This is a genomic window from Mesorhizobium sp. M1342 (genome assembly GCF_040317955.1).
Lineage (GTDB): Bacteria > Pseudomonadota > Alphaproteobacteria > Rhizobiales > Rhizobiaceae > Mesorhizobium.
Map to the genome: position 1 here is coordinate 108,577 of NZ_JAMYLI010000013.1, position 13,521 is coordinate 122,097.

At 62.2% G+C, this 13,521-nt stretch carries 12 protein-coding genes; 1 reads left to right on the forward strand and 11 read right to left on the reverse strand.

Annotated features, from left to right (window positions below; genetic code table 11):
- Positions 1-279: 279 nt before the first annotated feature.
- The 9 genes from NKH06_RS15635 to NKH06_RS15675 form a co-directional block, all read right to left on the reverse strand.
- On the reverse strand, positions 280-1,398 hold the full coding sequence (locus NKH06_RS15635; protein ID WP_023811805.1) for a branched-chain amino acid ABC transporter substrate-binding protein: 1,119 nt from the start codon (positions 1,396-1,398) through the stop codon (positions 280-282).
- 137 nt (positions 1,399-1,535) lie between these two features.
- Positions 1,536-1,883, reverse strand: coding sequence for a DUF6867 family protein (locus NKH06_RS15640; RefSeq protein WP_023811804.1), 348 nt, complete (start codon positions 1,881-1,883; stop codon positions 1,536-1,538).
- 111 nt (positions 1,884-1,994) lie between these two features.
- On the reverse strand, positions 1,995-2,723 hold the full coding sequence (locus NKH06_RS15645) for an ABC transporter ATP-binding protein (RefSeq protein ID WP_352893378.1): 729 nt from the start codon (positions 2,721-2,723) through the stop codon (positions 1,995-1,997).
- Positions 2,723-4,291 (reverse strand): ATP-binding cassette domain-containing protein, encoded by a 1,569-nt coding sequence (locus tag NKH06_RS15650; protein ID WP_352893380.1) that lies wholly within the window; start codon positions 4,289-4,291, stop codon positions 2,723-2,725. The genes NKH06_RS15645 and NKH06_RS15650 overlap by 1 nt, the downstream gene beginning before the upstream one ends.
- A complete protein-coding gene (livM, locus tag NKH06_RS15655) occupies positions 4,291-5,886 on the reverse strand; it encodes a high-affinity branched-chain amino acid ABC transporter permease LivM (protein WP_127296226.1) in 1,596 nt (531 codons plus the stop codon). The genes NKH06_RS15650 and livM overlap by 1 nt, the downstream gene beginning before the upstream one ends.
- 4 nt (positions 5,887-5,890) lie before the next feature.
- Positions 5,891-6,793 (reverse strand): branched-chain amino acid ABC transporter permease, encoded by a 903-nt coding sequence (locus NKH06_RS15660; protein WP_013529092.1) that lies wholly within the window; start codon positions 6,791-6,793, stop codon positions 5,891-5,893.
- Between the two features lie 334 nt (positions 6,794-7,127).
- Entirely contained in the window at positions 7,128-8,129 is a 1,002-nt protein-coding gene (locus NKH06_RS15665) for a 4-hydroxyproline epimerase (protein ID WP_352440984.1), read from the reverse strand.
- A 31-nt stretch (positions 8,130-8,160) separates the two neighbouring features.
- Positions 8,161-9,411, reverse strand: a complete 1,251-nt coding sequence (locus tag NKH06_RS15670; RefSeq protein WP_352893382.1) for an NAD(P)/FAD-dependent oxidoreductase — start codon at positions 9,409-9,411, stop codon at positions 8,161-8,163.
- A gap of 59 nt (positions 9,412-9,470) precedes the next feature.
- On the reverse strand, positions 9,471-10,364 hold the full coding sequence (locus NKH06_RS15675; protein WP_352440986.1) for a dihydrodipicolinate synthase family protein: 894 nt from the start codon (positions 10,362-10,364) through the stop codon (positions 9,471-9,473).
- A gap of 69 nt (positions 10,365-10,433) precedes the next feature.
- Here NKH06_RS15675 and NKH06_RS15680 point away from each other — a divergent pair, with 69 nt between their 5' ends.
- Positions 10,434-11,126, forward strand: coding sequence for a GntR family transcriptional regulator (locus NKH06_RS15680; protein WP_352893383.1), 693 nt, complete (start codon positions 10,434-10,436; stop codon positions 11,124-11,126).
- A gap of 54 nt (positions 11,127-11,180) precedes the next feature.
- Here NKH06_RS15680 and NKH06_RS15685 read toward each other — a convergent pair whose 3' ends face one another.
- Together NKH06_RS15685 and NKH06_RS15690 are read right to left on the reverse strand one after the other, a co-directional pair.
- The gene (locus tag NKH06_RS15685) at positions 11,181-11,480 is read right to left on the reverse strand and encodes a hypothetical protein (RefSeq protein WP_023811797.1); all 300 of its coding nucleotides are present in this window, start codon (positions 11,478-11,480) and stop codon (positions 11,181-11,183) included.
- A 215-nt stretch (positions 11,481-11,695) separates the two neighbouring features.
- Positions 11,696-13,192, reverse strand: coding sequence for a CoA-acylating methylmalonate-semialdehyde dehydrogenase (locus NKH06_RS15690; RefSeq protein ID WP_023811796.1), 1,497 nt, complete (start codon positions 13,190-13,192; stop codon positions 11,696-11,698).
- Positions 13,193-13,521: the final 329 nt, after the last annotated feature.

A 13,521-nucleotide genomic window follows, 5' to 3' on the forward strand; every position in this document is an offset into this window, starting at 1 on the left:
GGCTCCAGCAACGGAAGGAAGAGAAATCGGCGCAATGATTAGCGTGAAAATGCTGCAGTGCAAACAAATTTGACGCGCATTTAAACCGATTGAAATGGAATCATTGCGCCAGAGGCCATCGCATTCATCCAAACAGCCAGAAAAAGGGCCGGCTCTGCCGTGACGCACGATCATTCCCGGCTAAGGGACCCGGCTCCATCGGTCGCCCCCTGAATGGCAAAAGAAAATGCCCGGCGCGAGGCGCCGGGCATCCGTAAACGGTCTGGAGACTGACGAGTCTTACATCTTCTGGATGTAGGTGTACTTGCCGTCGTCGCCCTTCTTCCATTCGTACATCACGTAGCCGGGCAGCGTCGGGTCGCCCTTGGCGTCATAGGACAGATCGCCGAGCACGGTCTTGAACGGGCCGTTTTCATGCAGCGCCTTGGCAACTGCCTGCGGGTCGTTCGACTTGGCAGCGGTCGCTGCCTCGGCGATAGCCTGTACTGCGGCGTAGGAGTAGAGCGTATAGGCTTCCGGTTCGAAACCCTGCGCGCGGAACTTCTCGACGAGTTCCTTGTTGGCGGGGATCAGGCGCGGATCCGGACCGAACGTGTTGAGCGTGCCCGCAACAGCGTCGCCCGCGATCGAAGCCAGTTCGTTCGACACGATGCCGTCGCCGGAAATCAGTGTCGCCTTGAGGCCCTGGTCGGCCGCCTGGCGGATGATCAGGCCTGCTTCGGTGTGCAGGCCGCCCCAGTAGATGATCGAAACGCCGGCTTCCTTCATCTTGGCGATCAGCGCCGAGAAGTCCTTGTCGCCGACATTGATGCCTTCATACATGACTTCCGTCAGGCCCTTGGCATTCATTGCCTTCTTGGTTTCGTCGGCAAGACCCTGGCCATAGGTGGTCTTGTCGTGGATGACGGCGATCTTGGCGTCCTTGAAGTTCGCGGCGAGATAAGCACCGGCAATGCTACCCTGCTGGTCATCGCGTCCGCAGGTGCGGAACACATTCCACAGGCCGCGCTCGGTGAACTGCGGGTTGGTCGCGGCCGGCGTCACTTCGACAATGCCGTTTTCCGCATAGACTTCCGAAGCCGGAATCGAAACGCCCGAGTTGAAGTGGCCGACCACGAACTTGACGCCGTCGCCGACGAACTTGTTCGCAACCGAGATGCCCTGCTTCGGATCGGAGACGTCGTCGCCGACTTCGAGCTTGATCTGCTCGCCATTGATGCCGCCCTTGGCATTGATGTCGGCGACGGCCGCTTCCGCACCCTTCTGAAGCTGTGCGCCGAAGGCGGCGTTCGGACCGGTGATCGGACCGGCGACGCCGAACATGACGTCAGCCCACGCGTTGCCGCCGAACGCGACCAGCGCGGTCAGGGCGACGGCGGACAAAAGTGACTTTTTCATTTAAACGCTCCCATTTACGGAGTGGGCGTGGATGAAGCTTTCATGCGATGCCCACCCTTATCGCAGAAAGCATAGTTTGCCGATTTTCAGGCACTTGTCACGCCGATTCAATTTCGAGACGGCGTTAATGATGAACGTCAACCTTTCGGTTTCCAGCTCAAGAGTGAAGCTCTTTCGTAGAGCCAATTATACTGTGTCACCATCTGGTTGGTGCGCGTGTATTGATAGCCGACGAAGCCGAGGATCATCAGCACGATGGTGTCGACGACATAATAGTGCAGCGAGAACATGGTGCCGCCGAACAGCGCGTGATGGATGAAGCGGATGGCAATGCCGAGGCCCAGCATATAGGCGAACAGCTGGATGAAGCTGCGCCATGTCTGGGCACTGGCCTTGCCGGTCATCCACGCCGCCCAGCCGCCGAGCAGACAGGTGACGAAGAAGAACTGCCAGATCGAGGGTTCCTCGTAAAGAATGCCCTGCATGGTGAAGTCTCCTTAGCATGATCCCGAAAAGTTGCGGACTTTCCGGACAAGATCATGCGACAAACAAACAATCTGGAGCGGAATGGCGAATGCACGCATTCCGCTCCGAACTCAGTGGTGTCCGCCTTCGAGATAGGCGGCGCGCACTTCCGGATTGGCGAGCAGCTCCTTGCCGGTGCCGCTCATCGTCACATTGCCGTTGACCATGACGTAGCCGCGCGTGGCGAGCTTGAGCGCGCCGAAGGCGTTCTGCTCGACCAGGAATACGGTCAGCCCCTGGGTGCGGTTCAGTTCGCGGATGGCGTCGAAGATCTGCTTGACGATCAGCGGCGCGAGACCCAGCGACGGCTCGTCGAGCAAAAGCAGCTTCGGTCGTGCCATCAGCGCGCGTCCGATCGACAGCATCTGCTGCTCACCGCCCGACAGCGTGCCGCCGCGCTGGGTGATGCGCTCTTTCAAACGCGGGAACAGCGTGAACACCTTCTCGACGTCCTCGTCATAATGCTTGAGGTTGTCGAGGCTGGCGCCCATCTGCAGGTTTTCCATCACCGTCATGCGCGGAAAGATCCGCCGGCCCTCGGGCGACTGGGCAATGCGCATGCGCGCGATCTCGTGCGTCGGCATCTGGGTTATGTCGGTGCCGGCAAAGGTGATGGTGCCGGCGCGAGCCCGCGGCGCGCCGAAAATGGTCATCATCAGCGTCGACTTGCCGGCGCCATTGGCACCGATCAGCGCCACGATCTCACCCTGCTTGACGGCGACATCGACGCCGTTCAGCGCCCGGATGTTGCCGTAATAGGTCTGCACGCCCTTGATATCGAGCAGCGTTGTCGCGGCCATCACTTGCCCCCTCCACGCTTGCCCGCCACGGGCTTGGCAGCAGTCTTGCTCGCGGTCTTTCCGGAGGCTGCCTTTGCAGTCTTTGCGGAAGCATGGCTTGTCGCCACCTTGCCCGCGTCGACGCGGCGCGAGAATTCCGTGTCCTTGCCCTGGCCGAGCAGCCTGGCCTGTTTGACCCATTCCTCGCGCGCGATACGTCCGTCAAAGGCGAGATAGGCTTCGGCGGCCTCGACGTCGGCCTTTTTCCAGGCGCCGATCTGGTCGAAGTGGAAGATGCCGTGATCGTTGAGCTTCTTCTCGTTGACCGTACCGATGCCCTTGATGCGGGTCAAATTGTCGGCCTTGCCGCCGCGAGGCGCAGCCAGCCGGTTGGAGATCTCTCCAGCCTTCGCCGGGGCCTTGGCTGTAGGCTTGGCCGATGCGGTCGACTTCGCCGCCGTGCCGGTTGCCGCCTTTGACGCCGCTTTCGGTGCAGGCTTTGCCTTCGTCGCCGGCACGGCTGCCAGCGAGGCTGCCTTGTTTGCCGCGGCGAGCGACCGGGCGTCGACCTGACCGGCCTTTGACGCTCCCTTGGCCACCGTAACCCGCTCGCCCGAACTATGGCCGACCGTGTCGGTCACCGGCCCGGCGAGATAGGACGACGATGTTCCCGGACCATGCGCGGCATCCGGCCCTGTATCGAGCTGTTCGATGACATCTTCGTCGCCGACTTCGGTGAGGACGGCTTCGACTTCCTCGTCGTCGACGCCGAGATAGGCGGCGATGACGCGCGGATCTGTGCGTACCGACTGCGGACTGCCGTCGGAAATCTTGCGGCCGTACTCCAGCACCACGACATGGTCGGATATCTGCATGACCACCGACATGTCATGCTCGATCAACAGGATCGAGGTGCCGGATGTGTTCTTGATGTCGATCAGCAGCTCGTTGAGCGCCGCCGATTCCTTCGGATTGAGGCCGGCCGCCGGTTCGTCGAGGCACAGAAGCTCGGGTCCCGTGCACATGGCGCGAGCGATTTCGAGACGGCGCTGCGCGCCATAGGGCAGGTCGCCGGCCGGGTCGTCGGCACGGTCGACAAGATCGGCCTTTTCCAGCCAATGCTTGGCGAGTTCCACCGATTCGGCCGAGGCCTTGCGATAGCCGCTGAAGCCGAACAGGCCAAGCACCGTGTAGCCCGATGCCTTCATCAGTTTGTTGTGCTGGGCGACCAGCAGGTTCTCCAGCAGGGTCATGCCGGAGAACAGGCGGATGTTCTGGAAGGTGCGCGCCACCTTGGCGCGCGCCGGGATCTCATGGTTGGGCAGCCGCTCGAGCAGGAAGGTCGAACCATCGTTCCGGTTGAGCGTGATCATGCCTTCCGAGGGCTTGTAAAAGCCGGTGATGCAGTTGAACACCGTGGTCTTGCCGGCGCCGTTGGGGCCGATCAGCGCGGTGATCTCGCCGCGCTTGGCGGCAAAAGACAGATCGCCGATGGCCACCAGGCCACCGAACTTCATCGACAGATGATCGACCTGAAGGATAGCGTCGTTCATGCCCGAAGTGGCTTTCTGAACAGGGTTCGCATTCATCAGCCGTGTCCCTCCTTGGTGAAGGAGCTTGAGACAGCCTTTCGCTCCTTGAGGAAGGCGGTTGGTTCACGACTGCCGACGAAGCCGCGCGGCTTCCACAGCATGACGATGACCATGGCCATGCCGAACAGGAGCATGCGGTAGAGTTCCGGTGTGAAGTCCGGTCCGAAGACCTGCTTGAGGAAGTCGAGTTCGCGCAACGCCTCGGTACCGCCGATCATCACCATTGCGGCGACCGCGATGCCGACCAGCGAGCCCATGCCACCGAGAACGACGATGGCCAGGATGATGGCCGATTCCAGGAAGACGAAGGATTCCGGGCTGACGAAGCCCTGCCGTGCGGCGAAGAACGCGCCGGCGAAGCCGCCGAACATCGCACCCGTGGCAAAGGCTGTAAGCTTCGTGGTGGTGGTGTTGATGCCGAGCGAGCGGCAGGCGATCTCGTCCTCCCGCAACGCTTCCCAGGCACGGCCGACCGGCATGCGCCGCAGCCGAATGGTGACGAAGGCTGTCAGCAGCGCCAGCGCCAGGATCAGGTAATAGAGGAAGATCTTGTAGTAGGCGCTCGATGTCGCGAGATGCAGCACCTTGGCGATGTAATTGGGGTCCGACACGTTGAAGGTCATCAGGCCGAAGAAGGTGACCTTCGGAATGCCGGAAATACCGGCCGAACCGTTGGTGACCTCGCGCCAGTTGATCAGCACCAGGCGGATGATCTCACCGAAAGCCAAGGTGACGATCGCCAGATAGTCGCCGCGCAGGCGCAACACCGGAAAACCGAGCAGCACGCCCCAGAAGGCGGCCATGGCGCCGGCGGCCGGCAAAAGAATCCAGAACGACAGGCCGTACTGCGTGCCGAGCAGCGCATAGGCATAGGCGCCGACTGCGTAGAAGGCGACATAACCGAGATCGAGCAGGCCGGCGAGGCCGACGACGATGTTCAGGCCCCAGGCCAGCATCACATAGATCAGGATCTGGATGCCGAAATTGTCGACCCATTTCAGCGAGCCCTGCAGCCCGCCGACGAACGACCAGGACATCAGCGACAGGATAGCTACCACCAGGATCGGATAGAGGATCAGCGCGGCAATGCCGAGTTTGGTGAAGTTGGCATGGATGAAGCCCCGGAAATAATAGATCACGCAGGCCAGCACATAGATGACCGCCAGGGCGCGCAGGAATTGCAGATAGCCCGCCGGCTCCGCTCCCACCCATCCGACGAGAGAGCTGTTGACCGCAAACAACAACACCGCCGCGACCAAGGCCACGATGAAGGCCGGCAACTGGAAGAAGCGTGACGCCACGCTGGCCGGCAGCAGGCCGGTGGCGACGTCGGTGATCTTCTGGTTGGCGAGGAAGGGCTGGCCATAAGCGACATAGAGGAAGCGCCCGACAGCCGTGGCGATCACCACGGCGGCAAGCAGGCCCCAGCGTGTCGTCAGGACCAGTTCATTGGAAATGTTCTGGCCGGTCTTCAGGCCGATGAACAGCACGAACAGGCCGAACGATATGGCAGCGGCATAAAGTGCCTCGCGCAACGCGCGCTGCATGGGGGTGGCGACGGTGTCGCGCTCCGGAGATACGGTGACGGCCATAGTCTCAGACCTTTTCGACTTCTGGCCGGCCCAATATGCCGGAAGGCAGGAAGATCAGCACGATGGCCAGGATCGAGAACGCCGCCACGTCCTTGTAGTCGATCGAGAAATAGGCCGACCACATGCTCTCGATGAAGCCGATCATCAGCCCGCCGACCACCGCCCCAGGCAGCGAACCGATGCCGCCCAGCACCGCCGCCGTGAAGGCCTTCACGCCTGGCGTGAAGCCATCCGAGAAGGCAATGACGCCGTAATACATCAGGAACAACGTGCCGGCGACCGCGGCAAGGGCCGCACCCATGATGAAGGTGATCGAGATGGTACGGTCGACATCGATGCCGAGCAGCGCCGCCATCTTGCGGTCCTGCTCACAGGCCCGTTGCGCTCGCCCGAGCGAGGTCTTGTTGACCAGATACCAGAACAGCGCCAGCAGCAGCGCCGTGACGACGACGATGATGATCTGCTTCAGCGACACGCTGATGCCGTTGATGTTGTAAACCTGGCTGACCATCGGCGGGATCGGCTTGTTGCGTGGACCCTGCGTCACCTGGACGAAGTTCGACAGCGCGATCGACATGCCGATGGCAGTGATCAGCGGGGCCAGTCGGAACGAACCGCGCAACGGCCGGTAGGCGACCTTTTCGATCGTCCAGTTATAGAGGCTGGTGAGCAGCATCGCCACGATCATCATGATCAGCAGCGCCAGCACAACCGGCACCGAATAGAACAGCGCGCCAAGGGCGAGGAAGACGATCAGTGCCGTGAAGGCACCCACCATGAAGATGTCGCCATGGGCGAAATTGATCATGCCGATGATGCCGTAGACCATCGTGTAGCCGATCGCGATCAGCCCATAGATCGATCCCAGCGTCAGCCCGTTGATAAGCTGCTGGACAAAATACTGCATGTGTACATGGCTCCCCTGGAATGTCGCCCATGCAGACGCATTCCTTTTCGTATTTCCCCTAGTCGTAAAGTTTCGAGCCCGGATTGCAACGTCATTTTTCAATCGTCATGCGTGTTTTCGAAGCACGCTGTCCGATTGCCCGTTTTCCATCATCCAGCCCCTGGACTATCGCGGACCCTACCATTGGCATAACGCAATGTCTTTGACGATTCGACCGCATCATGCGCTCCGTTTCGAAGAAATCGCCGTCAAAATTAGGTGATGAAAGGAATCCTTGCGTTTTTGGCACGATCCATTTTTCAGGCCGTTGCTTTCCGCAAGGTCAGGAGTCCCATCACTTGACAACAAATCCGTGCGCGAAAGGGTCGCGGTCGTCGATGAAGATGGTGTTCAGTCCGGTCATCCGCGCCCAGCCGCCGATCGAGGGAATGATGGCCGGCTTGCCGGCCACGCTGACATCCTTTTCGACCTTGCCCTTGAACAGCGAACCGATGATCGATTCATGGACGAAGCTGTCGCCGGCCTTGAGTTTGCCCTTGGCATGAAGCTGCGCCATGCGCGCCGAGGTGCCGGTGCCGCAGGGCGAGCGGTCGATCGCCTTGTCGCCGTAGAACACGGCATTGCGGGCATCCGCGCCATCCACCGTCGGCGCACCGGTCCACAGCATGTGCGACAGCCGGTTGATGCCAGGGCTCTCGGGATGGACGAAGGAATATTTCTCGTTGAGCCGCTGGCGCACCACCGGGCTCCAGGCGATGAAGTCGCCCGCCGAATAATCGGCCATGTCGCGATAGTTCTTCTGTGGTTCGACGATGGCGTAGAAGTTGCCGCCATAGGCGACATCGACGGTGATTTCGCCGAGCCCAGGGCATTCGACCGTCAGCCCCTCGGCATGGAGGAAGGACGGCACATTGGTGATGCGCACCTCCTCGACATAGTCGCCGACCTGTTTGTATTCGGCGATGACAAGGCCGGCCGGCGTGTCGAGCCGAAGCACGCCCGGCGTCTTCGGCTTGATCAGTCCGTGCTCGATGGCCATCGTCACCGTACCGATGGTGCCATGACCGCACATCGGCAGGCAGCCGGAGGTTTCAATGAACAGGATGGCGATGTCGCAATCCTCGCGCGTCGGCGGATAGAGAATCGAACCGGACATCACGTCGTGGCCGCGCGGCTCGAACATCAGCCCGGTGCGTATCCAGTCATACTCGGCCAGAAAATGCGCACGCCGCTCCATCATCGTCGCGCCCTGCAGCAGCGGGCCGCCGCCAGCGACCAGCCGCACCGGATTGCCGCAGGTGTGGCCGTCTATGCAGAAGAAGGATTTCTTGGCCATGACGCTCCTCGAAAATCAAAACCCGAAAATATCAAAATCGTTGCGGACTGAAGGGGGCCAGATCGATCGGTGGAGTCTGCCCCAGGACAAGATCCCTGATCAACCGTCCGGTGGCCGCCGCCTGGGTCAGGCCGAGATGGCCATGGCCGAAGGCATAGACCACCGACCGCTTTCCCGGCGCGCCGCCGATGACTGGCACTGAATCCGGCAGCGAGGGGCGGAACCCCATCCATTCGCGCCCACCCGAGGGATCGAGCCCCGGCAAGAATTTCTGTGCCTTCCGCAGCAGCGCTTTCGACCTGGCATAATTGGGCGGCCGCTCGATGCCGCCGAGTTCAACGGCGCCACCGACACGCAGGCCCATTTCGAGCGGCGTGACGACGAAACCATGGCCGGAGAAGATCAGCATCCGCTTCACGTCGAAGGCACTCGTCGGCAACGTGGTGTTGTAGCCGCGCTCGGTCTCCAGCGGAATGCGATCGCCGAGCTGCCGCGCCAGCAGATGCGACCATGCGCCGGCGGCGACGACGAGGTGTCGCGCCTGCCTTGTGGTGCCGTCTGCCAACGTCAGCGTCGCACCATCCTGATCCACCGCGACTTGGCTGATTCGGGCCAGCTCAAAGCGGGCGCCCTTGGCCTGCGCATAGGCCCACACCGCCTTGCCCAGCAGTTTCGGGTCGGCGACCGTCTTCCATCCCGGCACGAACGTGCCTTTGATGAAGCGCGGCGACAGCCCCGGCTGCAAGGCGGCCAGTTCCTCGCCCTCGACATGGCGGAAACCGATGCCGAAACGCTCACGCGCCGCCCAGCCGGGCAGCCCGGCCTGAAATTCGGCTTCGCTTTCATAGAGCTCGAGCGAGCCATCTTCGCGCAGCATCGACCGCGTGCCGGAGCGATCGAGCAGGCCCATCCACTCCGCTTCGGCGAGCTTCATCATGCCCGCCTGAGCGGCAAGGCTCGCCTCGTATTTCCCGGGCGCCCCGGCGCGCCAGAAGCGGATTAGCCAGGGCAGAAGCCTCGGCAGATGGGCGGGCGGAATGCTGAGCGGGCCAAGCGGATCGGCCAGCCATTTCGGCAGCTGCCGGATCATGCCCTTGTGGGCCAGCGGCAGCACGTCGGAGAAGGCGAAGGCGGCGGCATTGCCGGAGCTCGTCTCCTCGCAAATGCCGGTGCGGTCGAAGACGGTGGCCCTGCGTCCGGCCTCGGCGAGAGACGCAGCGGCACAGATGCCGATGATGCCGCCACCGATGATGGCGATGTCGATTGGAACATCGCTATTCATCTTTGTACGTCACCCCTGCATGCATGTCCCAGTCTCCGCCCCGCTCGCTTCATACCAGCTCAGAACTGCGGCAGTGTCGGCCGCACGGCGAGCGCATCCTTGACGATCTTCTCGACAGCCTTGCGGCGCTCTCCAGACAGCGGCTGGCGCGGCATGCGAACGCGGTCATTTGTGTTGATCGCGAACACTTCGGCAAGCTTGATGTTTTGGACCAGGTAAGTCGAGACATCGAGATCGAGCAGCGGCCGGAACCAGCGGTAGATGGCGAGCGCCTCCTCGCGGCGGCCCTGCTTCATCAGCTGGAATATGGCGACGGTCTCGCGCGGGAAGGCTGTGACCAGTCCCGCGACCCAGCCGATGGCGCCGACCGACAGCGCCTCGAAGGCCAGATTGTCGACGCCAGTGAACAGGTCGTAGCGAGTGCCCAGGCGATTGATGATCTCGGTCGAACGACGGATGTCGTCGGAGGATTCCTTGATCGCGACAAAGCGCTTGTCCGACGCCAGCTCCTCCATCTGGTCGACGGTGACGTCGACGCGGTAGGCAAGCCGGTTGGAGTAGATCATGACCGGCAGGTCGCCCGCCTGCGCGACCGCGCGCAGCGCCCCGACGGTCTCTTCCGCATTGGTGTGGTAGATCGGGCTCGGCACGACCATGAGGCCATTGGCGCCTTCCCGGCTCGCGCGCTTGGCGATGCTGGCCGCCTCGCGTGTGCCGGCCTCGTTGACGGTCAGCAGCACCGGCTTCTTGCCGGCGACCTTCTGTGCGGTCTTCAGCACCTCGATCTTCTCGTCGGGCGACAGCATCGGCCCCTCGCCGAGCGATCCGCAGACGATGATGCCGTCGCAGCCGGCCTCCATCTGCAGGCTGAAGCACCGCTCCATCTCGGCATGATCGAGACGATCATCCGCGGTGAATTTGGTCGTGACGGCAGGAAAAACTCCGGTCCACATGATCATCTCTCCATCTGATATATCAGTGGTATATCTATTAACAAACCCGCTGTCAATGCGGATTCCGTTATGATATATTCAAGATATATCAGGAGAGCGCATTTGATAGCCACGGCAGCAAACACCTCGGCGGAGCCAGCCGCGACCAGGGCCTACCATGTGCTCGAGCACATGATCGTCACGCTCGAACTGGCCCCGGCAAGCTTCGTCACCGAGGGCGCTCTGATCGACAGGCTCGGGCTTGGCAGGACACCAGTGCGCGAGGCGATCCAGCGGTTGGCCTGGGAAGGGCTGCTTGACATCAGGCCGCGCGCCGGGATCGCCATCGCCCCGCTCCATGCCGGCGACTGGCTGCGCGTCCTCGATGCACGTCGCGGCGTCGAGGTGGTGCTCGCCCGCTCGGCCGCCCGCTTCGTCACCCGCGAAGCCGCCGACTTGTTTCACGAAGCAGCGCTCGCCATGCAGAAAGCGGTGATCTCGGGCAATGTGCTTGCCTTCATCCAGGCCGACAAGGCTCTCGACGAAGCGCTGGCGCTGGCTGCCGACAATCCCTTCGCCGCCCGTTTGGCCGCCCCCTTGCAGACCCACAGCCGCCGCTTCTGGTTCCGCTACAAGGCCGAAACCGGTCTTGCCGAATCCGCCGAGCACCATGTAGCGCTGATCCGCTCAATCCTTGCCGGCGACGAGGAGGCCGCGGCCAAGGACGCCAAACGCCTGATGGCGCTGTTGCGCGGCCACGCCGAGACGGCCGCCACGCGCTGAACGTCCTTTTATATCCGCTGCGCTCTCGTCGTTGGCGCTTCCTCGAAGCTCGGGTCAAGTCCCGGGCAAGGCAGCCGCCGCCATCAACGGACCGTCCCAGCCTTCGCCTGCCGTGATGACGCAGCTCTGACCATGCGTGTCGGTGGCAAGAATTGTCCAGGTGCCCTGGTCGGAGACGAATATCTCAAGAATCAGGCTCGGGTTGACCAGGCCCCGCGCCGCTTCGCTTTCGTGGAATTTTTCCCCGAGCGCTTTGATCATATCCGCACGGGCCGCGCATTGCTCTGCCATCGCCGGGGCGGCCGGAAACGCGGAAACCGCCGCGAAAAATAGCGTTGCCACAAGACGGGTCATCTGACACCTCCTTGCGCCAAACGATGTCCCCGAAGCTGTCGCCAGCGCCGTTGCTTGATCTGCCGTACCTCCTTGCGGCAGGACTGCAAACCAAGACGGCAGATGCTACTTGGTTCCATCACATTAGCGTTCAACGGATAGGGTCGCCACCGATTGCAAAAAAACGCCCGGGCGCGAGCGCCCGAGCGTTGAATCCAAACCAATTTGTTGTCCGGTCAGTTCATCGTCGGGATGACGAATTCGGCACCATCCTTGATGCCGGACGGCCAGCGCGAGGTCACCGTCTTGGTCTTGGTGTAGAAGCGGAACGCGTCCGGGCCGTGCTGGTTGAGATCGCCGAAGGAAGATGCCTTCCAGCCGCCGAAGGTGTAGTAGGCGATCGGCACCGGGATCGGCACGTTGATGCCGACCATGCCGACCTGGACACGGCTTGCAAAGTCGCGCGCGGCATCGCCGTCACGGGTGAAGATGGCGACGCCATTGCCCATCTCGTGATCGTTGGCGAGCTTGATCGCGCTCTCATAGGTCGGCGCGCGCACAACAGAGAGCACCGGCCCAAAGATCTCTTCCTTGTAGATGCGCATATCGGCGGTCACGTTGTCGAACAGGCAGCCACCCATATAGTAGCCGTCTTCATAACCCTGCATCGAGAAGCCGCGGCCGTCGACGACCAGCTTGGCGCCTTCCTTGACGCCGGTGTCAACATAGCCCTTAACGCGTTCCAATGCCTGCGCCGTCACCAGCGGGCCGAAATCGGCGGAAGAGTCCGTCGAAGGACCGACCTTCAGGCTTTCAACGCGCGGGATCAGTTTTTCCATCAGCCGGTTGGCGGTATCGTTGCCGACCGGGACGGCGACCGAGATCGCCATGCACCGCTCGCCGGCCGAGCCGTAGCCGGCGCCGATCAACGCATCGACGGTCTGGTCCATGTCGGCATCGGGCATGATGATCATGTGGTTCTTGGCGCCGCCGAAGCACTGCACGCGCTTGCCGGCGGCCGTGCCGCGCGAATAGATGTAATGGGCGATCGGCGTCGAGCCGACAAAGCCGATGGCCTTGATGTCGGGATCGTCGAGGATGGCGTCGACCACGTCCTTGTCGCCATTGACGACGTTGAGGATGCCTGCCGGCAGGCCGGCTTCGAGGAACAGTTCGGCGATACGCATCGGCACGCCGGGATCGCGCTCCGAAGGCTTCAGGATGAAGGCGTTGCCGCAGGCGATGGCCGGCGCGATCTTCCACAGCGGGATCATTGCCGGGAAGTTGAACGGCGTGATGCCGGCGACGACGCCGAGCGGCTGGCGCATCGAATAGACGTCGATGCCGGGGCCGGCGCCGTCGGTGAATTCGCCCTTCATCATATGCGGCGCGCCGATGCACACTTCGACCACTTCGAGGCCGCGCTGGATGTCGCCCTTGGCGTCGGCGATCGTCTTGCCATGCTCACGCGCCAGGATGTCGGCCAGTTCGTCATAGTCGCGGGCGACCAGTTCGAGAAACTTCATCAGCACGCGCACGCGGCGCTGCGGGTTGGTCGCGGCCCATTTCGGCTGCGCTGCCTTGGCATTCTCGACCGCCGCGCGCAGTTCCGCCTGCGAGGCCAGCGCCACCGTGCCGCGCACGGAGCCGTCCATCGGCTGCATGACATCCTGCTTGCGGCCGCTGGTCCCGGCGACATGCTTGCCGCCGATGAAATGACCATAATCGATCATGATTTCTCTCCCTTGTTCGTGATGCTGTATTGTCCGCCTTTGGCCGGCGGATGGCAACGCGACGGAGAACGCAACCGTTGTGCGAAAAGTAGATAGCGAGAGGCACCTGTGCATCAATTGCCGCAAATGATAGGGTGCGCCCGTCTTTACAGGATTTCTCAAGGTTGAGCTTCGTCACACCCCCCTCTGTCCTGCCGGACATCTCCCCCGCAAGGGGGGAGATCGGATGCAGCGGTCGCTTTCGCAAATCTTCAGCTCCGCAAAAGAGGCTCTGTCAGCGGAGCTGCCAATCTCCCCCCTTGCGGGGGAGATGTCCGGCAGGACAGAGG

Excerpts from the sequence above, each read along its gene's own strand:
- NKH06_RS15685 (WP_023811797.1), bottom strand. The coding sequence starts at position 11,480 with ATGACCCGTCTTGTGGCAACGCTATTTTTCGCGGCGGTTTCCGCGTTT.
- NKH06_RS15660 (WP_013529092.1), bottom strand. The coding sequence starts at position 6,793 with ATGCAGTATTTTGTCCAGCAGCTTATCAACGGGCTGACGCTGGGATCG.
- NKH06_RS15650 (WP_352893380.1), bottom strand. The coding sequence starts at position 4,291 with ATGAATGCGAACCCTGTTCAGAAAGCCACTTCGGGCATGAACGACGCT.
- NKH06_RS15680 (WP_352893383.1), top strand. The coding sequence starts at position 10,434 with ATGATATATTCAAGATATATCAGGAGAGCGCATTTGATAGCCACGGCA.
- NKH06_RS15635 (WP_023811805.1), bottom strand. The coding sequence starts at position 1,398 with ATGAAAAAGTCACTTTTGTCCGCCGTCGCCCTGACCGCGCTGGTCGCG.
- NKH06_RS15670 (WP_352893382.1), bottom strand. The coding sequence starts at position 9,411 with ATGAATAGCGATGTTCCAATCGACATCGCCATCATCGGTGGCGGCATC.
- NKH06_RS15675 (WP_352440986.1), bottom strand. The coding sequence starts at position 10,364 with ATGTGGACCGGAGTTTTTCCTGCCGTCACGACCAAATTCACCGCGGAT.
- NKH06_RS15690 (WP_023811796.1), bottom strand. The coding sequence starts at position 13,192 with ATGATCGATTATGGTCATTTCATCGGCGGCAAGCATGTCGCCGGGACC.
- NKH06_RS15640 (WP_023811804.1), bottom strand. The coding sequence starts at position 1,883 with ATGCAGGGCATTCTTTACGAGGAACCCTCGATCTGGCAGTTCTTCTTC.
- NKH06_RS15645 (WP_352893378.1), bottom strand. The coding sequence starts at position 2,723 with ATGGCCGCGACAACGCTGCTCGATATCAAGGGCGTGCAGACCTATTAC.
- NKH06_RS15665 (WP_352440984.1), bottom strand. The coding sequence starts at position 8,129 with ATGGCCAAGAAATCCTTCTTCTGCATAGACGGCCACACCTGCGGCAAT.
- livM (WP_127296226.1), bottom strand. The coding sequence starts at position 5,886 with ATGGCCGTCACCGTATCTCCGGAGCGCGACACCGTCGCCACCCCCATG.